The organism is Nitrospina sp. 32_T5 (genome assembly GCF_052156635.1).
In the GTDB taxonomy this organism is placed as follows: Bacteria; Nitrospinota; Nitrospinia; order Nitrospinales; family Nitrospinaceae; genus Nitrospina.
The window spans coordinates 60,947-81,628 of record NZ_JBQKUO010000001.1 but is presented as its reverse complement, the minus strand read 5'-3'; the positions used below and the strand labels follow the sequence as shown (position 1 = coordinate 81,628).

Sequence of the window (20,682 nt, the reverse complement as noted above, 5' to 3'; positions counted from 1 at the left end):
ATTTTTTGAGGGCGGATTGTCAAACGCTATTTTTTCAGGAATTTGCTTTCGGTGCCGGCGCGCAGGCGGGACAGGTTGTCTTTGTGCTTATAGAAGGTGAGCCCCGCGGCCGCTCCGGCGACGGCAATGTAGGACGGAGGGGCAGAAAAAAACCAGCCCAGCACGGGGATGGTCACCGCGGCTGCGAGGGAGCCCACGGACACGTAGCCGGTGATCCCCAGCAACAGGGCGAACATCAGCACCCCGCCTCCCGCCGCGGCGGGCATCAGGAACAGGTAGATGCCCAGCCCGGTGGCGATGCCCTTGCCACCCTTGAATTTGAGGAACAGCGAGAACACATGGCCGAGAAATGCCAGAAGGCCCGCTCCGGCGATCTGCCAGGTGGTTCCCAGCGTGGTGGCGGCGAGCCAGCAGGCCAGGTAGCCTTTACCGCAATCGCCCACCAGCGTCAGGATGCCTGCCTTGCGTCCCAGCGTGCGCGCCACGTTGGTGGCGCCGATGTTGCCGCTTCCCTCCTTGCGGATGTCGATGTTTTTGAGCCTGGCGATGAGCAGGCCGAACGGAATGGATCCCAGTAAAAATGCGCAGGTCCAAATCACACCTGTCAGGGCGAGGTTGGTTTCGTTCATAGATGGTTAATGGTGGCCAGGGGTAGGTCGTGCAGGGTTTGTTGGATTCGAGAAACCAGGGCGGGTCATGCGGCACCTCATGAGTCCAGGTGATCCTGTAAGGATTCACCGGCGGAGCGCACCTTGAGCCGCATCTTGGCGCGTTTTTCAATCTGCCGCACGCGTTCGCGCGACAGTCCCATGGCTTGCCCGATTTCTTCCAATGTTTTGGGGTCGCCGTCGAAACCGAAACGCATGCGGATGATTTTCTCCTCGCGCGGCGACAGGTGGTGCAGCAGGTCGTCGATCTTTTTCCGCAACGTGTCCCGCATGATCTGGTCGTCGTACGGAATGTAATTCGGGTTTTCCAAAAGGTCGAGGTACGGCGTCGTTTCGTTTTCCTTGAGCGGGGTGTCGAGCGACAGGTACGTGCGGTAGGCACGCATGATCGACTCGATGTCTTCCACCTTGTATCCGAGGTCTTCCGCCACCTCCAGCGTGGTTGGTTCGCGTTCGAGGTCGTTGGTGAGCTTCTTGTATTCGCGTTCGATCTTGTACAGCTTGCCCGCCTGCTTGATGGGCAGTTTCACCGTGCCCGCCTGTTCCGCCAGGGCGTGCATGATGGCCTGGCGGATCCACCACACTGCGTAGGTGATGAACTTGACGTGACGTTCGCCGTCGAAACGCTTCGCCGCCTGGATCAGGCCGATGTTGCCTTCCTCGATGAGGTCCTGCAGGGACAGCCCGCATCCCCGGTACTTGTTGGCGACGGTGACCACGTATTTCAGGTTGCGCCGAACCAGCTCGTGCATGGCCTGAGCGTCGCCCGCCTTGATCTGACGGGACAGTTCTTCCTCTTCCTCACGGGCCAGCGGTTTGAGTTTGCTGATCTCGTTCATGTAATGAGTCAGCGCATCGGGCACTGCGCCCCGGTTGTCCTTCTTGGCGGGGCGGGCGGACCGTTTGGTCGACTTCGATGTATTCAATCCTTTTTTTGCCATGTCTTTTCGATTATATCAGGGAATTTCCCTGAGGCGAGACCGGGCTTCGCGCACATAGGGACTGCGCGGATACGATTTCACCAATTGTGCGTAGGACTTACGTGCATTTTCAAAGTTCTGCTCAAAAAAATAAGATTCCCCCAGCAGAAAGTAAGCCTCGTCGATGAAAGGCGATTCCGGGTATTTATTGATGATCGTCTGGAACCGGTTGATCGCGGACAGAAACGAACTGGTTCGGTAATAAAACCGCGCGATTTCCATCTGGTTGTCCGCCAGGCTTTTTTTGCAGTCCTGGATTTTTTGACGGGCTTTACTGGCAAATGGACTTTCAGGATGCTCGTCGAGCACCTTTTGAAAATTCCGTATGGCATTCTCCGCGGCGGTCTGGTCGCGCAGGGCCGTGTCCATCAGGCCGTAGTCGCAAAGCGCGCGGTAGTACATGGCCTGAGCCGTTCTGGGGTGTGCGGGGTACAGCTCGACAAAGCGTTCGTAGTGGAACTTGGCCTCAAGATATTCGTCCATCAGATAATGGCTGTGCGCGAGCAGGAGCAGGCCCTCCACCCGCTCCGGACTGTCCGGAAACTCCTGCAGCAGGTCGTTGAGGGTGCGGATCACCTCCGGATAATTGTTGCCCTTGAAAATGGACTTTGCCTCTTTCAGCAAGCCCTCAGGGGTTTTCGGCGGCGGTGTGAGTGCGGCACACCCGGTTGCAGCCAAAGCCAGAATCAGCAGGGCGAGCAGGGAGCGGCAGGACGTTTTGCAGCGGTTCAGCATGATTGGATACACAGAATCTCCCTCAGGACACTCTCTATAATAGCATTGTTTTATTTAATTTTATTGCAAGAAACGGAGCTTTCCGTTTGTGCCTTGTCATGGGACAAACGTTCATGATATAAGAGCTAAGTATTTGTCAATTCGAGACTAATGCCATGTCTGCTGCCAGAGCCACCCGTTTTCCCCAAAGCCTTCCGCCCGGTGTCCGCGTCATTCTGGCCGCTTTCACAATAAATTTTCTTTTCGCATCGAATTCCTGGGCGCAGTCGAAACCCGCCAGTACCGCGGACTGGGACTTTTTGTCCATCATCGAAAAGGGCGGATTCATGATGTACCCCATCATTTTCTGCTCCATCCTGATGGTGGGCATTGCCATTGAGCGCATGTACAACCTGCGGCGCAAGCACATCATCAACCCTGACTTTCTCAAAAAAATACGCGACCACTGGAACTGGCGCGACATTCAGCTGGGTCTCCAGTTGTGCCATGGCTACGACACCTCGCTCGCGCGTATCTTGAAAGCGGGACTGTTGCGCTTCGGCGGCAAGGTGGATGAAATCGAACGCGCCATTGAAGGCGCGGGCCAGCACGAAGCGGCGCTGCTCACCTCCAACCTGCGCGTGCTGGGAGCGGTGGCCAACATCACGCCCATGCTGGGCCTGCTGGGCACGGTATTCGGCATGATCAAGGCGTTCAACGTCATCTCGCAAAGCGGCACGGGCGATCCGGGCCTGGTGGCGAGCGGCATCTCGGAAGCGCTCATCACCACCGCTGCAGGCATGATGGTCGGCATTCCGGCGCTGGCGTTGTACCATTATTTCCGCGGGCGTATCGAGCGCTTCGTGTTCGAGATGGAAGAGGTGTCGTTCCAACTGGTGGAAGAGTTGTCCTTTGAAGCAATGAAAAAGAACCAGGACAAACAACGCAAGGAAGGTGAAGGCAAACCGCCCACCAAATCCCAGCCGTTCCGGGCCTGACCGATGTATTTCAAACGCGAGGAAGAAGAAAACTATTCGCTGGAACTCACGCCTCTCGTGGACGTGGTGTTTCTTCTTCTGATTTTTTTCATGGTGTCCACCGCGTTTGTGGACTTCCCCCGCCAGTTGCAGATCGACCTGCCCACTTCTAAAAAGTCCAGTGAACTGAAAGAACGCGAGCGTCTGGAAATCGAGATGACGAGCGGGGAAGAAATGTTCCTGAACGGCAAACCCATCACTGTCAAGGAACTGGAAACGAAAGTGGAAGCGATCGAATCGCCGGCCGGCCAGCAGGCGCTCATCCGCGCCGACAAGGCCCTGGCTTACGGCAAGGTGGTGGAGGTGATGGGCATTTTACAGGCGGCGAAGATCGCCGATATCAGCATCGCCGTCAAGTGACGGTCCTGCCTCAGGTCAAAGAGCGATTTCCCTTAAATTTAAAAACGTCTTGCCTGGATTGGGTGGTTGCCGTCACCGGGACGGTTTTTTGGCGAACTGCGGACCGCGTGTCTGGATCCACTCGTTCAGCCAGCGCACTTCGTCCTCTTTGAGGAATTTGAGCACGTGCTCCGGCGTGGGGTGGTCTTCGTCGTTGATGACCGTGCAGTAATTCCTCTCGACATAGGCGGCGACGTGCGCCTTGTACTGGGGAAAACTTTTGAACAGTTCGCTGAAAATGTCCGCGTGGTATTCCGGATCGGGGTTGGCCGGATCGAATTTAAGCAGCTTCGGTGTCAGCGGGGTTCCAAATTTTGCGTCAACCACATCACCCATCAGTCGCTCCTCCTCATAATCGGGCTTCGTAATAGGCTCCCAAACCTTTGATAGCATAATGGAACAGGGGCCCGGGAGGAAACAGAAGATTTTGAACCGGTTCGCTTCGCCGGGTTCCGGCAAGCCCCGGTTGCGGTATCTATTGTGTAACTTATTTAAAAAAAATGAGTTGAAAATGTCCGGGGGGATCACAATTTTTGCCGGGTTCACTGCGCCTTTTGGTGCAGGGATCGACACGGAGGAGGGAGGATTTCGCCGCTTTTCGAAAACGGTTTGAATGGTCCTCGATTGCGGGTACCATATCGGTTCGGTTTTTTCATGCACTTTGATTGACAGGAAACACTCATGAAAGCATCTGCAAGTCCCCACCGGCCGCTGGCTGAAGAGCTGTTGGAATACATCGATGCCAGCCCGACGCCCTACCATGCCGTCGCCGAAACCGTGAGTCGGCTGCAGGCAAGGGGTTTTACGGAATTGAAGGAGGAGGACGCCTGGAGCCTGAAGCCGGCCGCGCGTCACTATGTCGTTCGAAACGGCACCTCCATCGTGGCCTTCGTGACGGGCACGCGGCTGCCAGAGGAGGCGGGATTCAAAATCGTCGGCGCGCATACGGACAGCCCCAACCTGCGCCTCAAACCCCATCCTGCCTACGAGAAAAACGGATACGGCCAGCTGGGTGTGGAGGTGTACGGCGGCGTGCTGTTGACCACGTGGACCGACCGCGACCTGTCACTCGCCGGGCGGGTGATGGTGCTGCGCAAACAGGGATTGCCGGAGGCGCGCCTGGTACGGTTCGATCGGCCTCTTTTGCGTATCCCGCAATTGGCCATCCACCTCAACCGCAACGTCAACGATCAGGGACTGGTGCTGAACAAGCAGAGCCACCTGCCACCCGTTTTCATGATGGCGGAAAAATCGCAGGTCACGGAAAACGTGTTGAGGCAATTGGTGTCGAAGGCGGTGAAGTGCAAGCCGGAGGAGATCATGAGCCAGGACCTCATGCTGTTCGACACCCAACCCTCTTCGTTCGCCGGGGCGGAGGAGGAATTCCTGTTCGCGCCGCGTCTGGACAACCTGGCCTCCTGCCATGCGGCGCTGATGGCGCTTGGGGACGCTCCTAAAAAAGACGCCGCCACACGGCTGGTGGTGTTTTATGACAATGAAGAAGTGGGGAGCGAAACCGCGCAGGGCGGCGGCTCGCCGTTTTTGAAAGACACGCTGGAGAGACTGGCCATGCAGTCGAAGCAGCCGCGTGAGGCGTTTCTGCGCGCGATGGCGAAGTCGCTGTTTATCTCCGCGGACATGGCGCACGCGGTGCATCCCAATTACGCCGACCAGCACGACATCCGTCACATGCCGCTTCTCAATCGCGGCCCGGTGATCAAATCCAACGCCGGTCAGCGGTACGCCACCGACGGTGAAACGAGCGCCCGCTTTGAATGGATTTGCAGACAAGCGAAGGTGGGGGTACAGAAATTCGTGATGCGGTCGGACCTCGCCTGCGGCAGCACCATCGGCCCCATCACTGCGGCGAACCTGGGCATCCGCACCGTGGACGTGGGCAACCCCATGCTCTCCATGCATTCCGTGCGCGAGATGGCGGGTGCGCACGACCACGCGGACATGGTTCGCGTCCTGAAGGAATTTTTCCGTCCGGAATGAAACAGCGCGGCGGGGTCAGCCTTCGATGCGCTTGATCGTTTCGATGATGCGGGAGGTGATGGTGCCCCAGCGCACTTTCTCGTCCTTCGTCACCTGAACATCGTTTCCCAGAATCCAGACGCTTTTGACGCCGCGAATCTGAAACAGGGCGTTGGCGAGGGGATGGTCTTTCGCGTATTCCGGGCCGGAAAACGACTGGCCGGTTCCCGGCGGAATCAGGGTCTTGTTCAAACGAAACGTCACCAGGTCCGGGTTGCGGGTGACTTCGGCTTTGACTTCCAGCGTCATGGGTGCCTCGAGTTGTGAGTTTTGAGTATCCAGCATGAGCGATCCTCGTGAATCAACGGTAATATTATTCGTAACCGAATTGTTTGCGGGCCCCGTCCAGGGTTTCCCGTGTGGCGCGGGCGGCCTGGTGCAGGCCCTGTTGCTCGAACAGGTGCACGGCTTTTTCCAGGTTTTGCAGAACCAGCAGTTTGAACTGCGGTCCTTTTGAATAATTCAGCAGCGCCCAGCCCAGGTTGCCGTGCGCCTCGGCATTGTCCGGAACGCGGTGGACGACCAGGTTGAGATGTTCGATCGCCTGGTCCCACTTCTCCATCAGGTTGTAGATGTTGCCCAGCCTGAGACGCACTTCCATGTTCCCCGGCTCCAGTTGCCGCGCCCGTTCAAATGCCGCGGCGGCGCGATCGTATTTCCCGATGGCCTTGTAGGCAAGACCCAGGTTGAAGAACGGCCCGGTGGCATCCGGGTTGATCTGGATGGCCTGGTGGTACGCTTCCACCGCCTCCTCCCATTTGCCGGCCTGGCTGAGCTGGTTGCCCTGCATCCACCAGTCGCGGGCGTCATCCGCGTGGCCGGGAACGGGAACCGTCCACAACCACAGGCCTGCCAGCACAATCCAGAGGGCGTTCCGCACGAAGGTCTCCTTGTCCCATTGGGTCAACCGGACGATTCTATACCAATTCCGGGAATGTTGACAAGCCGTTGCATGGATATCGTTCTTCCCGATCCGGGGGTGGCATGGAACCTGTTTGTGGAAAAGGGGATATTTTGGCCGGGGGATGGATTTCCCGCCGGATTTGGTGTTTAATGAACGGCATTTTGCCTGGAATATGAATTCGTTTTATTCATCCCTCCTGTGAGCCATTCATGCCTGCCGATCCGTTTTTGTCCGTGGTCATCCCGTGCCTGAACGAGGAAAACCGCCTGGGTTCCACTCTCGAAAAAGTGACCGCGTTCCTGAAAACCAAGGAGTACCGCTGGCAGGTGCTGATCGTGGATGACGGCAGCACCGACCGCACGGTGGAGGTTCCGGCCCGCTACATGACGGCGGAAGAATGCGTGGTGCTTAAAAACGACGGCAACCGCGGCAAGGGGTATTCCGTGCGGCGAGGCGTGCTGGAGGCGGCGGGGGAGTTTGTGCTGATTTCCGACGCGGATCTCTCCACACCGATCCGGGAGTGGGACCGGTTCCTGCCGCACCTGGAGGCGGGGTGCGATGTGGTGATCGGTTCGCGTTCGCTTCCGGATTCCAACGTGGTCAAAAGACAGGCCTGGTACCGGCAGGGCATGGGGCGCATCTTCAACAGGATCATCCGGTTTCTGGTGATCGACGATTTCGTCGATACCCAGTGCGGGTTCAAGGCCTTCCGCCGAAGTTCGGGCGGGCAGTTGTTTCAGAAAATGCGGATCGATCACTTCTGTTTTGATGTGGAGATGCTGTTTCTGGCGAAGAAGGCGGGTTTGAACGTGCTGGAGCTTCCCGTCGAATGGCATAACTCTGAGGATTCCCGCGTGCGCATTTTGCAGGATTCGTCGAAGATGCTGAAAGACGCCATTCGCATCCGCATCAATGACCTGCTGGGCCGTTACCGGTAACCCGCGCTTTATTTTTTACGTGTCGGTTGGCATCCCGTGATCCAGAACCGCCCGCCGTTTTCCTGCACACTCACCCGGCATTCCAACGCTTCCGAAAAGGCCTCACTGGTCAGGATGTCCTCCTTTTTGCCCTGAGCGAAGACGCGTCCGTGTTTAAGCAAAAGGACGTGCGTGATGGCGGGGAGAATTTCCTCGATGTGGTGGGTCACGTAGATGAGGCTCCGGTTGCGAATTCGCTGGGAGAGGGTGTCGAGAAACAATTCGCGTGTCGGGATGTCGAGCCCCGCGCAGGGTTCGTCCAGCACCAACAGGTCCGGCCGGTTCACCAGCGCCCTCGCCAGGAGCACGCGACGGGCCTCCCCGTAAGACAACTGCAGAAACCGCCGGGGTGCCAGATGCAGGATACCGAGGTGGTCCATTTCCGCCTCGGCCTTCTGCGTTTGCGCGGAGCGCACGTCCTCCCACAACCCGATACTGGAAAAGAACCCCGACTCCACCACTTCCAGCGCGGTCACGTTCTGGTCGTACTGCCTCTGGAATTCGGCGGAGACGAAGCCGACGCGTTCGCGGATTTCGAACAGGCCGTGCCACGTTTTGCTGTTGAACCAGTAAACCTGTCCACCGTCGAGAGGCAGGATCTCGCCGAACAGCAGTTTCATGAGAGTGGTTTTGCCACATCCGTTGTTGCCCACCACGGCCCAGTTTTCGCCCTCGTGGTGGGTCCAGTGGATTTCCTTCAGCACCTCGTTGTCACCACGGTACACCGTGGCGTTTTCAACGCGGAGAAGGAACGGTTTCATGGCAGGCAGGAGGCGATTTCCCGGGTGGAGCCGTTCATCAACTCGACCACGACCTGGTCGGTGTAATACTGGATGACGTTGATGGCGGCGTATTCCTGCGCGAAACGGAACAGGTGGGCGGTGGGAATGCCAAGAAGGTGACTGAGGATGGTGCGGTTGACGCCGCCGTGACTCATGATGGCGATGACGTCGTTCGGATGTTGCTCGACGATGGCGTTGTAACGGGGCACGACGCGCGAGGCCAGTTCATCGAAGGTTTCACCCTCGTCGGCACGGAACAGCTCCGTGTTCTTGATGCGTTTTTCCATCTCTCCCGGAAATTTTTCGGTGAGTTCCTTGACCGACATGCCCTCCCATTTACCGAAAGACAACTCACGCAGGTCGGGAAAGGCGACAGGCTCCAGGTTGTGTTTTTCCGCGATGAGACGTGCACCGGTGAAGGTGCGTGTGAGGTCGCTGGAATAAACGGCTTTCAGCGGAAGCGGGCGGAGCGCTTCTGCGACTTCCTGCATCTGCTGCTCGCCCTTTTTCGACAATTCAACGTCGTAATGGCCGTTCATGCAGATGAGGTGGGCGTTGGCCACCTCGCCATGGCGGATGAGGTACACGCGGCACCCCGGTTCGCCTTTGAACTTGCGGGTGCCGGGGTCCGAGGGTATGAAACTTTTTGAGGACACGGGAATGCGCTTAAATAAAAAAATGACAAGCCGGGGGCTTGTCATTTTTTATACAACAATGATTGAACGGGAAATGGGTAAAACAGGGGACGGGGATTAATGTCCGCCGCCGCCACCGCTACCGGAAACCCACAGGTAGTGGAATTCCAATCCCTGTACCTTCATGAGGGCTACGTTGATGAGGTAGTAGTAGCCAGCCATGAGGACGAAGGCAATCAGGAAGTGGATGATCGACTTGGGGGTGATCCACCGTTTCTTTTCTTCTTGCGTCTCTTCCATTTATCAAAGCTCCAAATATACTGGTTAGAAAGTTAATCCATGGGCCGGTGTGGGGCTTAGCGCCAAACCGAAGCGAACCAGTAGAAAAACCACAAACTGAAGATCACGGTAACGACGTAAATCCAAGGACCCGCTTTTTCTTTGAGTTTTTGAATGTCCATGGGTTCCCTTTTCCCTTCTTCAACAAAGTTAAAAACCGAAACTGTATGCTAAAAACCTTGACACCTTAAACAGGCGAATGGTACCTTACGCAATCTTAATTTCACCTTATTTTTTGATCAAACGACTTTCTTATGTTTACCGGAAAAGACGGAAAAATCTTTAACGCGATCGTTGCTATCGGCTTGGGTGTTAACGTTTTATTCGCCGTGTACTTGCTGCTGATGTACTTCGAAGTCATTTGATCCAGCGAAAGATATCACCGGATCAGACGGGTGTCAAGGGTAAAAAAGCCCTTTTTTGCCTTCCCTGAAGCCTCTTCAGGCCCTTGTGTCGAAAGGGGTTAGAGCATCCACCCTAGGCCGCCCGCACGGGGTAAAACACGTACAGCAAAAGGTAGGTGGCGGTGCTCGTCACCAGGATCAGCGCGAACAGCACCATGGTGCCCCGGCCCAGGATACGGTGACGGCGGTCCCCCTCCGGCAGCAGTTTTTCGATCAGCTTTTCAATGCTGATGACCAGCGCGATGGTGAGGAAGATGAGGAAGTAGGCGATCATCGAGCCGATTGATTTGCCTGCCGCCATCAATACGACCTGCAATCCCGCCCAGATGGTCAGCAGCCAGATGTAAATCCGTTTGAAGCGTGCCGGGTTCGCCTTCAGTACCCCGGTCTGCAAAGTCCATTTCCCGTCCACTTTTTTCGACGCGCGGAAGCCCTCGATGATCATGTAGGGGGTCAGAATCAGCCCCAGAGTCACCAGCACCAGGTGCGTGGTGAGAATGGGAATGAACACGTTGTTGTAAATGCTCTCCGGTCCGCCGAACCCTTCCTTGCCCTCCAGCGACAACACGCCGAGCGAACGGGTGTAGTAGTAGCCGATGAAGTAAACCACCATCGACACCATCGAAACGAGAATGAGCTTATGATGCCGGGTGCCATCGCCTTTTTTGGCCTGCCACCAGGCAAAAAGGAACATGACGGTGAAGATGACCGCGAGCAGGTAACTGAGGTCGGCCCCCAGGGTACTGGTGGCGATCAGGAATCCGGGTTTTGCCAGAGTTTCCTTCATGATGGCCTGCGAAAAGGGTGGTTACTGATTTTTTTCGAGGAGCAGGGTGCCTCCGTAAAACATGGCCACTCCGGCAATTGAATAGTAAAGCAGGAATTCCATGCCCACGGGTTGAAAAAACTTGAACACCACGTAGGTGATGATGGCCAGTCCCACAATCTGCAGGGACCGGCCGAGATAATACAGAAACGGATTCATGCGGCGTTAACCTTTCAGGCCGCTCCGAACCTTCTGGTTGGCGTCGATCAGGGTCTGGATGTTGCTGCGGACATAATCCTGGATGGTCTCCTGGACCATGATGAGGGCCAGTTTGCCCTGCACGGTAAAAACCCCGGGAATTTCAGGCAGGGATTCTCCCGATCCGGATTGCAACGCCTCGTACCGCTTGATGATTTCATCGTTTTTGTACAAATCTTCCAATGGATACGTGTACTGGCACTTCACGTAGTCGCGTTCCTTTTCGGTTTCCTTTTTGGAATCCCACACGATATTTTCACGTTCAACAGAAACCGGTTTTTTCTCGTCGTTGTTCAGGATGCTTTTAATCTTGTCAAAGTACACTTCCATTGCTTTTTCGTCTTTAACTTCATCCTGCGGGATTTTGGAACTGATTTCGAAACCGAGCTGGTTGTCCTGCAAACTGGGGCGGCTGATTTCGTAAGTGATGTCCGCATGGTTGAAGCGGCGTCCCTTTTTGGGTTTGTATTTTTTCTGCAACTCTTCAATCAACTGGTTGACGCCTTCGCTGGCGAACTGGTTGAAAAGAATTCCTTTCAAGCTTGGCATTGAGCGGGTCTCCTGCGTTTCGATGCAATTGTTCAACAATCCGGTCCGCGACTGGGCGGAAGGGCGCATGGCCGGGGTTCCGCGGGATGCGGGGGGCGTTTCCGCGAAAACTTCAATTCTAATACATTTTCCGGTGATATTGCCAATTTTCCGTTCCGCCGGAACCGGTTTTTACATTTTCGGCGTTTCCAGCACGGAAGTGGTGGAAAAGGATCCGGAATTCTTCAGGAAATTGGGGGAACCGTTCGGCTGGTAGGCGTACTTCATCTGGATGCACCCCGGCTGTTTGTCCGCACAGTAAAAGTTCTGAAACTGAATCTTGGCGTAGTTGCCCTCCGCAGTACGCAGGATGTAAATGTTCTTGCGCGCGGTCAGCTTATGCGTGATGTAGTTGTACTTGTACCATTGTGCAAGCACCGGGTTTTCGGGTTCGGTTTGGGTGGCCTTGTCCTGGATGAATTCGCGGTCCAACGGCACGTCTTCAACGGCGTCGTAGCTCACTTCACCCATGTCCATCAGGCCCGCTTTGCCGATCTTGTTGGTCATTCCGCCGTTGGAGATGATCTTGCCGCGGCGAAAGGCGAGGTCCCATTCGAGGGAGGACCGGTCATGGATTTCCACCGGGCCGCCGCGCGAAAAATCGTAATACCGCCAGGTCTGTTCGTCGCGTGCGTCCACCACCACCACGCGGGATTTCAGCAGGTGGCTTTCCGGAATCACTTCGGTTTTCAACGTGCCGCCCACGTTCGCCGGACCTTTTTTCTTGGTCGCTTCCATGCTCGGCTCGTCCATGGTTTTGTTGATTTCGGCGAATTTGACCGGAAGCCACCAGATGCCGATCAGTAACAGCGTGACGCAAAGATTCAGGATGAACAGGTTGCGCCACAATTTGTGTTTTTTCCGGGCCTCCGGGCTGACCGGCTCATTTTCCTGGACAGGGGTGTTGAATGGTTCGCTCATGACTCTTCTATCTATTTAATGTTTCTACCGGGTTTATTGGTATTGAACACGTCAAACGCCTCGAAAGTTTTCTTGATGGCTTCCTGCGAAAACTCCTGTTTGCTCAGCCAGCGTATCTGGCCTTTAAACAGGTTTCCCAATCTGGGGCGCTGGGTGCCGACATACCGGGCGGCCCAGATGACTTCCCCCGTTTCGGTACTGATCAAAAATGCGCCGAATTCGACCGACGCGGCGAGGCTTTCTTTTTTCTTTCCGTGACGGTCTTCATACTGGTTGCTGAACCGGGTGACCGCACCGATCAAAACAGCATCCATTTTATCACCAGCATACGGCAAATCATATCCCGGTTGGGAATTTTCAGGGCCGCTTTTGGAATCTTTGGGTCCCTTGCCGGAAACAGGCGGTAGAACCCGCCCGGGATGGGTGATTTGCAGGTAAAACTCATCCACCATTTTTTGGGGAGGTATGACATTGAGTTTGGACAGGGTTTCGAGTTCGGTGGTCACCTGTCCTGCCAGAAACTTGCCTGCATCGGGATCGCGTTCGTTGACGGGGATCTTGTTTTCAAAATGCACCACGCCGATGCGCCGGAGCCGGGAAAACAGCACGGGGTTGAAAACCTTGCTCTGCACCTGGTCCTGCGGCGGAAGCTGGATCAATTCATAATAGTATTTCGGTATTTTATGCTCCCCGATGAACCGTTTCATGTAATCCGGGAACGGGTGCGGGTCGTTGATGTCGCCGCTCAGGTTCGGGTTCAGGGACGGGTACTGGCCCATGGGCACGCGGCTTCGCGGGTGTTCGTGAACGTAAGTCCTGGGTTTTTCCTGCGGCAGGGGGAAGGCGTCGTCAACGGGAAAGGCCTGCGCCGGGGAAACCCAACCGATGCACGCGGCGAGGCTGATCAGGTATAATGCATTCTTGAATGGAGCCGTATTCGAGAGCATGCGAAAATGCTCCTTATTAAAGGTTGCCAACGTTCTCCCCTTGCACCGTTTGATATAGTTTCAATATAACACACGGTGGGCACGGGGCAAACGGGTTTCGGGTCGGAAAATTGCTGATTTCACAAGAAGTTATGGGAGTTCGGCCTGTTTCCTCAGGGGATTCTGGTGAATTTTCCGGCCTCCTCAAACACGCCTCTCAGGGCGTTCTTTTTTCTCAACCTTACACCTGATCGCTCATATGGACCCCATCACTCCGGGAGGCATCGCTCCCGCCTGGCACCCCTGGGTGCTGGCCTCGCTCACGCTCGTATCTCTTGCTGTATTCCTTTTTGCACTCTGGCCGAAATGGCAGGCGCTCCGCCGGGCGCAACCGGAAAACCGCTTCGACCGTCCGCTCGACCGTCTGTTCCAGACGCTGAAGATCGCCATCGCGCAGTCGAAGATGTTCAAGGATCGGGGCGCGGGCTGGATGCATGCGCTCATTTTCTGGGGATTCCTCGTGCTGCTCCTGCGTGCCGCCGAATTTTTTCTCATCGGGTTCTTTCCCTTGATGGAAGCCCCGGCGTTTCTCGATGCTCCCCGCGGGTTGTACTACGCGGTGAAGGACGGGTTCGTGGTGCTGGTGACGGCGGCCTGCCTGTACGCTCTCTATCGGCGGCTGGTGGTGAAACCGAAACGGCTCAACCTGTCCGGCGAAGGCATCCTCATCCTCGTGCTCATCCTGCTCATCATGCTGTCGGACATGGTTTATGAAGGCGCGCGGCAGGTCCTCGTGCCGGAGGAGGCGACGCCGTGGGCCTGGCTGGGCGGGCTTCTCGCGCAGGCGGGCCTGGGCGGCATGGACCGCGCATCGCTGATCCCCATTCAGGCGGCGGGTTTCTGGACGCACATCGTGGCGATCCTGTTCTTCCTCGACCTCCTGCCGCGTTCGAAGCACTTTCACGTCATCACCTCCATCCCCAACGTGTATTTCTCCAACCTGGATGCGGGCACCAACCTGCACCGCATGGATTTCGAGGATGAGGACCGTGAGTCGTTCGGCGTCAATGTCATCGAGGAGTTTTCGTGGAAGAAACTGCTGGACCTGCACACCTGCACCGAGTGCGGCCGCTGCGATGTGTTCTGCCCGGCGCTCAACAGCCAGAAACCGCTGTCGCCGAAACAGTTCACCATCGACCTGCGCGACCACCTGAACGCGCGCACGCCGGAGTTGTTGAAGGCGGAACCTGCGGAAGGTCCGGCGGTGATGGGCGGGGTGATCCTCGATGAAACGGTGTGGTCGTGCACCACCTGCGGCGCGTGCGAGGAGGAGTGCCCGGTGATGATCGAGTACGTCAACAAGATGATCGATCTCCGCCAGGGCATGGTGCTGATGGAGTCGCGCTTCCCGAAGGAACTCAATGACGCCTTCAAGTCGCTGGAGTCGCACAGCAACCCGTGGGGGTTTCCCGGCACCAGCCGCGCCGACTGGGCCAAGGACCTGGGCGTGAAGGAATGGGACAAGAACAACCCGACCGAGTACCTGTACTTTCCCGGGTGCAACGGCGCGTTCGACAACCGCGGCAAAAAGGTGGCGGCGTCGGTGGTGAAAACATTGCAGGCGGCGGGGGTCGATTTCTCCATCCTCGGCAACCGCGAAGGGTGCACCGGCGACCCGGCCCGGCGGCTGGGCAACGAGTACCTGTTCGACATGCTGGCCACGCAGAACGCGGAGACGTTCAAAGAGGAAGGGGTGGTGAAGGTCATCACACACTGCCCGCACTGCTTCAACTCGTTCAAGAACGAATACCCGGAATACGGCGTGCACCTGGAGGTGATTCACCATTCGCAACTGCTCGCCGACCTGGTGCAGAACGGCAAACTGAAACTGGAGAAAGCCGACGACAAGGTCGTGTACCACGACTCGTGCTACATGGGCCGCCATAACAAGGAATACGAAGCGCCTAGAAAGGTGATCGAACAGGCGGTTCCGGAGGGGGCGCTGCTGGAGGTGGAGACCAGCCGCGAGCGCGGTACCTGTTGCGGTGCCGGCGGCGGACGCTTCCTGCTCGAGGAAAACACCGGAACGCGCGTCAGCCACAACCGCGTCGACGAGCTCATGCAGACCGAACCGGAAACCATCGCTGTCTCCTGCCCGTTCTGCGTGCTGATGCTCGAAGATGCGCTCAAGGCGAAGAACCTGAACGAGAAGGTGCGCGTGCGCGACATCTCGGAGATGATCACCGGAGGGCAGTGATCCGGGCCGCCTTCCTCCTTTTAAAAAAGGAGGTCCCGCATGCGCGCTGCTGCCTTGTACGCCTCCCGGCTTTCCATTAATATGTGGGCGTGTTGAACAGCCCGAACTTCCCCTAACCCGCGAGACCCATGAACGAATCCCGAAACCCATCCGACACGTCCGAAGAATCCACCCATCCGTCGCATTTTGTGCGGCGTCACATCCAGGAAGACAACGCCAGCGGCCGTTTCGGCGGCAAGGTCGTCACCCGTTTCCCGCCGGAGCCCAACGGCTACCTCCATATTGGCCATGCCAAAAGCGTGTGCCTCAACTTCGGCATGGCGCTGGAGTTCGGCGGCCGCTGCAACCTGCGCTTCGACGACACCAACCCCGTTAAAGAGGAAACCGCATACGTCGAATCGATCAAGGAAGACGTGCGCTGGCTGGGTTTCGACTGGGGCGACAAGGAATACTACGCGTCCGACCACTTCCAGCAGTTGTACGAGTGGGCGGTGCAACTGATCAAGGCGGGCAAGGCGTACGTTGATGACCTGAACGCCGACGAGATCCGCGAACACCGCGGCACGCTCAGCGAACCGGGGAAGGACAGTCCGTACCGCACCCGCACCGTCGAGGAAAACCTCGACCTGTTCGAGCGCATGAAGAACGGCGAGTTCGATACCGGGGCCAAAGTGCTGCGTGCGAAGATCGACATGGCGTCGGGCAACCTCAACCTGCGCGACCCGGTGCTGTACCGCATTCTGAAAGCGCCGCACCACCGCACCGGCGACGCGTGGTGCATCTATCCCATGTACGACTGGGCGCACGGGCAGTCGGACTCCATCGAGGGCGTCACCCATTCCATCTGCACGCTGGAGTTCGAGGACCATCGTCCGCTTTACGACTGGTGCCTCGACGCGCTGGGCGTGTTTCATCCGCGGCAGATCGAGTTCGCGCGGCTTCACCTCACGCACACCGTGCTGTCCAAACGCAAGCTCATCCAGCTGGTGAAGGAGGAGTATGTCGATGCGTGGGACGATCCGCGCATGCCGACGGTGAGCGGACTCCGGCGGCGCGGCTACACGCCGGAATCGATACGGGACTTTTGCGAGCGCATCGGCGTCGCCAAATCCAACAGCACGGTGGAGCTCGGTCTGCTCGAGTTCTGCATTCGCGAACATTTGAACATGATCGCCACGCGCGTCATGGCCGTGCTGCACCCGCTCAAGGTCGTCATCACCAATTACCCGGAAGGTCAGGTGGAGGAGTTGCAGGCGGAGAACAATCCGGAGGACGCGGCGGCGGGTCACCGCACGGTGCCGTTCAGCCGCGAGTTGTACATCGAGCAGGAAGACTTCATGGAAGACCCGCCGAAGAAATTCTTCCGTCTAGCGCCGGGCCGCGAGGTGCGCCTCAAGCACGCCTACATCATCAAGTGCGAGGAGGTGGTGAAGAACGACCAGGGGCAGGTGGTGGAGCTGCGTTGTACTTATGACCCGGAGACGAAGTCCGGCCAGACCACAGATGGGCGCAAGGTGAAGGGGACGCTGCACTGGGTGTCCGCACTGCACGCGTACGAGGCCGAAGTGCGGCTGTACAATCATTTGTTTGTGAACGAAGACCCCGAAGACATCGAGATTCCCGCCAGCATCAACCCCGATTCCCTGGAAGTGCTGAAAGACTGTAAGCTGGAGCCCAGTTTGAAAGAAGCGAAGGTTGGCGACCGCTTCCAGTTTTTACGCATGGGGTATTTCGTGGTGGACAGCAAGTATTCCCAGTCCGGCCAGCCCGTCTTCAACCGCACCGTCCCCCTCCGCGACACCTGGGCGAAGATTCAAAAGAAGGGATAGGTTGTATTGATAATCGTTGATTGAAGATAAAGGACCGTATGGACTGGACGCGTGACGAGTTGCTGGTAGCGATCAATTTGTATTGCCGCATCCCGTTCGGTCGTATTCATGTCAGGAACCCGGAGATCACCGAAACCGAATATAAAAATCCTCATTAAAATCTCCTCGTTGCCTACGGCTCCTCAGAGTAAAATACCTTAAGGAAAAATCCCCCTAGCCCCCTTCACAAAGGGGGAATAACTGCGCCCTCTCTTCGAGGGAAAGGGATGGTTACAAATACCTGCATCCCGAATCCTTCCTTAAAACGGAACCCTGGGCCCTCTCACAAGAGGGGATGGCTGAACTCTTCTCTTGTGAGGAAAGAGGGGCGGTTACAAATAATTCCCCCCCGAGTCCTTCTCCTGTAAGGGAGAAGTATTGGAAGCCTATTTAAGAATTACGATTTCCCTGTTCTTTAAGGTGAGGTGTATTGAAGCTTATTGGGATGGAAAGTTTGTTTTGGCGCTGGAGTTATTGTGGTTTGGAGATGGGTCGGTTCCCCCTTTGTGAAGGGGGCTAGGGGGATTTTTCCTCCTTCTTCCCAATGACCCGTTCTACCTCGCCCAGCACACCTTCGATATTGTGCATCACTTCCCGGTTGGTGAATCGCACCACCGTCAATCCCTGAGCTTCCAGAAATTCGGTGCGTTCTAAATCCTTCGCCTTCGCGGCATTTGTGCCATGCGTGTCGCCATCGATTTCGATGACCAACTGATGGTGATGGCAGTAGAAATCGACGATGTAAGATCCGATGGGTTTCTGGCGGTTGAATCGGGTGCCTTTATAGAAAGGCATCTGGCGCAGGTGGTGCCAGAAATGTTTTTCAGCGGGAGTGGGTTGGTTGCGCAGTTCGCGGGCTTTGTCGGTGAGGGTTTCGTCGTAAGGCAAGAGGTGTTTTCGATGTTTACCTGGCATGGTAGAACACCCTGAAAATTTATTAAATAGACTTCGTTGCCTGCGGCTCCTCAGACTAAAACACCTTAATGAAAAATCCCCCTAACCTCTTTCGCAAAGGGGGGGACTGTTACATTGTCTTCGTCGCCTTTAGCTCCTCATGTTTATTAACCTGAAAGTAACCTCCCCTAGTCCCTCTCATAAGGGGGAACTAATTAACTCCATTCCGCAGGCGGGTGAGGGAGCGGTCTTTGCCCAGCATTAAAAACAGATCGTAGATGCCGGGGGAGGCGGTCTGGCCGGTGAGGGCGACGCGCACGGGCTGGGCCAGGTTCTTCAATTTGATGCCTTCTTCCTCGATCACCTGCTTGAACAGGGCCTCGACGGCATCGTGCTCCAAGGGCTCATCCATCTTCTCCAACCCCGCGCACAACTTCTCGAACCACGGTTTCACCTCTGGCGTAAGAAACTTCTCCTTCGCCTTCTCGTCGAACTCTACCTCGTCTTTGAAATAAAACGCGGCGCCGTGGGCCATCTCCACCAACGTCTTGGCGCGTTTCTGCAGGGGCGGGACGATGCGCGCGATCTCGTCCTGCGAACGGCCGTGTCCCTCGGCCAGCAACCCTTCCTGCACCAGAACCGGTTCCAGGTGCTTTGCCAATTCTTCCGGCGGGCTGGTCTGGATCCATTGCTCGTTGACCCACAGCAGTTTTTCCGGATTGAACACGGCGGCGGAGATGGTGACGTTCTCCAGCGCGAAGTGCTGGGTCATTTCCTCCAGCGTGAACAGTTCCTGGTCACCGTGCGACCAGCCGAGCCGCGCGAGATAATTGATGAGCGCGTGCGGCAGGTAGCCCTGTTTTTTGTATTCGAGGGTGGAGGTCGCGCCGTGGCGTTTGCTCAACCGCGTTTTGTCGGGACCGAGGATCATCGAGATGTGCGCGAACTCGGGCCGCGCCGCGCCGAGGGCGTCGTACAGCAATACCTGCTTCGGTGTGTTGGACAGGTGGTCGTCGCCGCGGATGACGTGGGTGATCCGCATGTCGGCGTCGTCCACCACGACGACGAAGTTGTAGGTCGGCGTGCCGTCGGTGCGTTGCAGGATGATGTCGTCCATTTCCTTCAGCTCGAAGTTCACTTTGCCGCGCAGGATGTCCTTGACGGTGACCGTCCCCTCCTTCGGCGCCTTGAAGCGGAGCACATGCGGCTGGTCGGTGGGCTGGTCCGTGCGGTTGCGGCAGGTGCCGTCATAGCGCGGATTCTCGCCCGCCGCCTGCTGTGCCTTGCGTTTGGCTTCCAGTTCTTCCGCCGTGCAGTAACAGCGGTAGGCCTTGCCCGCGTCCAGCAGGTGGGCCAGCTGTTCGCGGTAGCGGTCCTGCCGCTCCATCTGGCGGAACGGGCCTTCGTCGTAGTCGAGGCCGAGCCACTGCATGGCCGAGAGGATCTCCTGGATGGATTCGTCGGTGGAGCGGGAGAGGTCGGTGTCTTCGATGCGCAGGATGAAGGTGCCGCCGTGGTGGCGGGCGTAGAGCCAGTTGAACAGGGCGGTGCGCACGCCGCCGATGTGCAGGGTGCCTGTGGGGCTGGGGGCGAAACGGACGCGGACTTGCTGGTTTTCGGTCATGGGGTTCGGGTTCCTCGGTTAAAGCGGTTGGAATGTGAAGAACAGTTTTACACCAAACGGGCGGGGGTTGCCAAGATGAGGGCACAAAAAAACAGCCGGCAGGGGCGTGCCGGCTGTTTCCTTGGGTAAGGGAGTGTCCGCTGTAACGGTTAGAGCTCGAATGTTACTCCCACAGGGGTTCTGATTTGTTGATTACTGACAGGTAACCTTAACGGTGTTGGTGCCGGTGTTGGTGAACCGTACCAGACCGCTGATGTCACCAATGGAGTCACCGCGGCTGAAAGCCGGCTGGCCGGTCAGAACAACCTTGTTGCGGCCCATGGTGCCCATCGGCTTGATACCAACCTTACCGTGGTCGGTCGTGGTCAGGGACTGGTTGCTGTCGTTCGGGCCCAAGGTCAGGGGCACGGTGGTGGCGTTGGAAGACTTCCATACCACCAGGCTCGCGGTTCCGCGATCGTTGGCGGTGTGACCGAACTCACCAGCAGCTTTGTTCGGGATGGTGTCAACTTCTACCGTGATTTGTTTGGCATCGTTGCAGGACGTGGATTCACCGGGTTTGATGGTTCCGGCAAACGCCGTGCCGCTGAAGGCAACAACGCACAGAGCAGTCAGCAAAGAAATCTTTTTCATTCCTCGGCTCCTTTCATCGTGATGTGAGGATAATAAAAATGAAACATTAAAATGATTAAATAGAAACTTTC

The 20,682-nt window shown here is 56.9% G+C and carries 23 protein-coding genes; 6 read left to right on the top strand and 17 right to left on the bottom strand.

Annotated elements, in window-relative coordinates; all coding sequences use genetic code 11:
- Positions 1 to 26: 26 nt before the first annotated feature.
- From plsY to ACTRW9_RS00375, 3 genes are all read right to left on the bottom strand, one after another.
- Positions 27 to 629, bottom strand: coding sequence for a glycerol-3-phosphate 1-O-acyltransferase PlsY (gene plsY, locus ACTRW9_RS00385; protein ID WP_442427873.1), 603 nt, complete (start codon positions 627 to 629; stop codon positions 27 to 29).
- Between the two features lie 77 nt (positions 630 to 706).
- Positions 707 to 1,609, bottom strand: coding sequence for a sigma-70 family RNA polymerase sigma factor (locus ACTRW9_RS00380; protein WP_442426415.1), 903 nt, complete (start codon positions 1,607 to 1,609; stop codon positions 707 to 709).
- Between the two features lie 15 nt (positions 1,610 to 1,624).
- Entirely contained in the window at positions 1,625 to 2,395 is a 771-nt protein-coding gene (locus ACTRW9_RS00375) for an outer membrane protein assembly factor BamD (protein ID WP_442427872.1), read from the bottom strand.
- A 143-nt stretch (positions 2,396 to 2,538) separates the two neighbouring features.
- Here ACTRW9_RS00375 and ACTRW9_RS00370 point away from each other — a divergent pair, with 143 nt between their 5' ends.
- On the top strand, positions 2,539 to 3,360 hold the full coding sequence (locus ACTRW9_RS00370; protein ID WP_442427871.1) for a MotA/TolQ/ExbB proton channel family protein: 822 nt from the start codon (positions 2,539 to 2,541) through the stop codon (positions 3,358 to 3,360).
- 3 nt (positions 3,361 to 3,363) lie between these two features.
- On the top strand, positions 3,364 to 3,759 hold the full coding sequence (locus tag ACTRW9_RS00365; RefSeq protein ID WP_442426413.1) for an ExbD/TolR family protein: 396 nt from the start codon (positions 3,364 to 3,366) through the stop codon (positions 3,757 to 3,759).
- 72 nt (positions 3,760 to 3,831) lie between these two features.
- Here the strand turns inward: ACTRW9_RS00365 and ACTRW9_RS00360 are convergent, their stop codons facing one another.
- Positions 3,832 to 4,134, bottom strand: a complete 303-nt coding sequence (locus ACTRW9_RS00360; protein WP_442426412.1) for a hypothetical protein — start codon at positions 4,132 to 4,134, stop codon at positions 3,832 to 3,834.
- A gap of 345 nt (positions 4,135 to 4,479) precedes the next feature.
- Between ACTRW9_RS00360 and ACTRW9_RS00355 the strand changes: the two genes are divergently transcribed.
- Positions 4,480 to 5,796: a M18 family aminopeptidase gene (locus ACTRW9_RS00355; protein WP_442427870.1), complete on the top strand. Its 1,317-nt coding sequence runs from the start codon at positions 4,480 to 4,482 to the stop codon at positions 5,794 to 5,796.
- 15 nt (positions 5,797 to 5,811) lie between these two features.
- On the opposite strand, the gene ACTRW9_RS00350 is transcribed toward ACTRW9_RS00355, so the two are convergent.
- A complete protein-coding gene (locus ACTRW9_RS00350) occupies positions 5,812 to 6,120 on the bottom strand; it encodes a NifU N-terminal domain-containing protein (RefSeq protein WP_442426410.1) in 309 nt (102 codons plus the stop codon).
- A 28-nt stretch (positions 6,121 to 6,148) separates the two neighbouring features.
- Positions 6,149 to 6,715, bottom strand: coding sequence for a tetratricopeptide repeat protein (locus ACTRW9_RS00345; RefSeq protein ID WP_442427869.1), 567 nt, complete (start codon positions 6,713 to 6,715; stop codon positions 6,149 to 6,151).
- Between the two features lie 233 nt (positions 6,716 to 6,948).
- Between ACTRW9_RS00345 and ACTRW9_RS00340 the strand changes: the two genes are divergently transcribed.
- Positions 6,949 to 7,677: a dolichyl-phosphate beta-glucosyltransferase gene (locus ACTRW9_RS00340; RefSeq protein WP_442426408.1), complete on the top strand. Its 729-nt coding sequence runs from the start codon at positions 6,949 to 6,951 to the stop codon at positions 7,675 to 7,677.
- A gap of 8 nt (positions 7,678 to 7,685) precedes the next feature.
- Here the strand turns inward: ACTRW9_RS00340 and ACTRW9_RS00335 are convergent, their stop codons facing one another.
- The 8 genes from ACTRW9_RS00335 to ACTRW9_RS00300 all read right to left on the bottom strand — a co-directional run bounded on the left by ACTRW9_RS00335 (position 7,686) and on the right by ACTRW9_RS00300 (position 13,356).
- The gene (locus ACTRW9_RS00335; protein ID WP_442427868.1) at positions 7,686 to 8,477 is read right to left on the bottom strand and encodes an ABC transporter ATP-binding protein; all 792 of its coding nucleotides are present in this window, start codon (positions 8,475 to 8,477) and stop codon (positions 7,686 to 7,688) included.
- Positions 8,474 to 9,154: an alpha-ribazole phosphatase gene (gene cobC / locus ACTRW9_RS00330; RefSeq protein WP_442427867.1), complete on the bottom strand. Its 681-nt coding sequence runs from the start codon at positions 9,152 to 9,154 to the stop codon at positions 8,474 to 8,476. The genes ACTRW9_RS00335 and cobC overlap by 4 nt, the downstream gene beginning before the upstream one ends.
- Positions 9,155 to 9,250: 96 nt before the next feature.
- Entirely contained in the window at positions 9,251 to 9,433 is a 183-nt protein-coding gene (locus ACTRW9_RS00325) for a hypothetical protein (protein ID WP_442426405.1), read from the bottom strand.
- A gap of 516 nt (positions 9,434 to 9,949) precedes the next feature.
- On the bottom strand, positions 9,950 to 10,663 hold the full coding sequence (locus tag ACTRW9_RS00320) for a DUF420 domain-containing protein (RefSeq protein ID WP_442427866.1): 714 nt from the start codon (positions 10,661 to 10,663) through the stop codon (positions 9,950 to 9,952).
- Between the two features lie 21 nt (positions 10,664 to 10,684).
- Entirely contained in the window at positions 10,685 to 10,861 is a 177-nt protein-coding gene (locus tag ACTRW9_RS00315; RefSeq protein WP_005009069.1) for a hypothetical protein, read from the bottom strand.
- Between the two features lie 6 nt (positions 10,862 to 10,867).
- Positions 10,868 to 11,449, bottom strand: coding sequence for a hypothetical protein (locus ACTRW9_RS00310; protein WP_442426403.1), 582 nt, complete (start codon positions 11,447 to 11,449; stop codon positions 10,868 to 10,870).
- Positions 11,450 to 11,620: 171 nt separating this feature from the next.
- A complete protein-coding gene (locus tag ACTRW9_RS00305) occupies positions 11,621 to 12,409 on the bottom strand; it encodes an HmuY family protein (RefSeq protein ID WP_442427865.1) in 789 nt (262 codons plus the stop codon).
- 11 nt (positions 12,410 to 12,420) lie between these two features.
- Entirely contained in the window at positions 12,421 to 13,356 is a 936-nt protein-coding gene (locus ACTRW9_RS00300) for a hypothetical protein (protein WP_442427864.1), read from the bottom strand.
- 238 nt (positions 13,357 to 13,594) lie between these two features.
- Between ACTRW9_RS00300 and ACTRW9_RS00295 the strand changes: the two genes are divergently transcribed.
- Positions 13,595 to 15,592: a (Fe-S)-binding protein gene (locus ACTRW9_RS00295; protein WP_442427863.1), complete on the top strand. Its 1,998-nt coding sequence runs from the start codon at positions 13,595 to 13,597 to the stop codon at positions 15,590 to 15,592.
- A 128-nt stretch (positions 15,593 to 15,720) separates the two neighbouring features.
- A complete protein-coding gene (locus ACTRW9_RS00290; RefSeq protein WP_442427862.1) occupies positions 15,721 to 17,421 on the top strand; it encodes a glutamine--tRNA ligase/YqeY domain fusion protein in 1,701 nt (566 codons plus the stop codon).
- 555 nt (positions 17,422 to 17,976) lie between these two features.
- Here ACTRW9_RS00290 and ACTRW9_RS00285 read toward each other — a convergent pair.
- From ACTRW9_RS00285 to ACTRW9_RS00275, 3 genes are all read right to left on the bottom strand, one after another.
- A complete protein-coding gene (locus ACTRW9_RS00285; RefSeq protein WP_442427861.1) occupies positions 17,977 to 18,375 on the bottom strand; it encodes an endonuclease domain-containing protein in 399 nt (132 codons plus the stop codon).
- A gap of 190 nt (positions 18,376 to 18,565) precedes the next feature.
- Entirely contained in the window at positions 18,566 to 19,978 is a 1,413-nt protein-coding gene (gene gltX, locus ACTRW9_RS00280) for a glutamate--tRNA ligase (protein ID WP_442427860.1), read from the bottom strand.
- 192 nt (positions 19,979 to 20,170) lie between these two features.
- The gene (locus tag ACTRW9_RS00275) at positions 20,171 to 20,611 is read right to left on the bottom strand and encodes a hypothetical protein (RefSeq protein ID WP_442426394.1); all 441 of its coding nucleotides are present in this window, start codon (positions 20,609 to 20,611) and stop codon (positions 20,171 to 20,173) included.
- Positions 20,612 to 20,682 lie beyond the last annotated feature (71 nt).

Coding starts and splice junctions, on each gene's coding strand:
- plsY (WP_442427873.1), bottom strand. CDS start 629: ATGAACGAAACCAACCTCGCCCTGACAGGTGTGATTTGGACCTGCGCA.
- ACTRW9_RS00380 (WP_442426415.1), bottom strand. CDS start 1,609: ATGGCAAAAAAAGGATTGAATACATCGAAGTCGACCAAACGGTCCGCC.
- ACTRW9_RS00370 (WP_442427871.1), top strand. CDS start 2,539: ATGTCTGCTGCCAGAGCCACCCGTTTTCCCCAAAGCCTTCCGCCCGGT.
- ACTRW9_RS00365 (WP_442426413.1), top strand. CDS start 3,364: ATGTATTTCAAACGCGAGGAAGAAGAAAACTATTCGCTGGAACTCACG.
- ACTRW9_RS00360 (WP_442426412.1), bottom strand. CDS start 4,134: ATGGGTGATGTGGTTGACGCAAAATTTGGAACCCCGCTGACACCGAAG.
- ACTRW9_RS00355 (WP_442427870.1), top strand. CDS start 4,480: ATGAAAGCATCTGCAAGTCCCCACCGGCCGCTGGCTGAAGAGCTGTTG.
- ACTRW9_RS00350 (WP_442426410.1), bottom strand. CDS start 6,120: ATGCTGGATACTCAAAACTCACAACTCGAGGCACCCATGACGCTGGAA.
- ACTRW9_RS00340 (WP_442426408.1), top strand. CDS start 6,949: ATGCCTGCCGATCCGTTTTTGTCCGTGGTCATCCCGTGCCTGAACGAG.
- ACTRW9_RS00335 (WP_442427868.1), bottom strand. CDS start 8,477: ATGAAACCGTTCCTTCTCCGCGTTGAAAACGCCACGGTGTACCGTGGT.
- ACTRW9_RS00325 (WP_442426405.1), bottom strand. CDS start 9,433: ATGGAAGAGACGCAAGAAGAAAAGAAACGGTGGATCACCCCCAAGTCG.
- ACTRW9_RS00320 (WP_442427866.1), bottom strand. CDS start 10,663: ATGAAGGAAACTCTGGCAAAACCCGGATTCCTGATCGCCACCAGTACC.
- ACTRW9_RS00315 (WP_005009069.1), bottom strand. CDS start 10,861: ATGAATCCGTTTCTGTATTATCTCGGCCGGTCCCTGCAGATTGTGGGA.
- ACTRW9_RS00310 (WP_442426403.1), bottom strand. CDS start 11,449: ATGCCAAGCTTGAAAGGAATTCTTTTCAACCAGTTCGCCAGCGAAGGC.
- ACTRW9_RS00305 (WP_442427865.1), bottom strand. CDS start 12,409: ATGAGCGAACCATTCAACACCCCTGTCCAGGAAAATGAGCCGGTCAGC.
- ACTRW9_RS00300 (WP_442427864.1), bottom strand. CDS start 13,356: ATGCTCTCGAATACGGCTCCATTCAAGAATGCATTATACCTGATCAGC.
- ACTRW9_RS00295 (WP_442427863.1), top strand. CDS start 13,595: ATGGACCCCATCACTCCGGGAGGCATCGCTCCCGCCTGGCACCCCTGG.
- ACTRW9_RS00290 (WP_442427862.1), top strand. CDS start 15,721: ATGAACGAATCCCGAAACCCATCCGACACGTCCGAAGAATCCACCCAT.
- ACTRW9_RS00285 (WP_442427861.1), bottom strand. CDS start 18,375: ATGCCAGGTAAACATCGAAAACACCTCTTGCCTTACGACGAAACCCTC.
- gltX (WP_442427860.1), bottom strand. CDS start 19,978: ATGACCGAAAACCAGCAAGTCCGCGTCCGTTTCGCCCCCAGCCCCACA.
- ACTRW9_RS00275 (WP_442426394.1), bottom strand. CDS start 20,611: ATGAAAAAGATTTCTTTGCTGACTGCTCTGTGCGTTGTTGCCTTCAGC.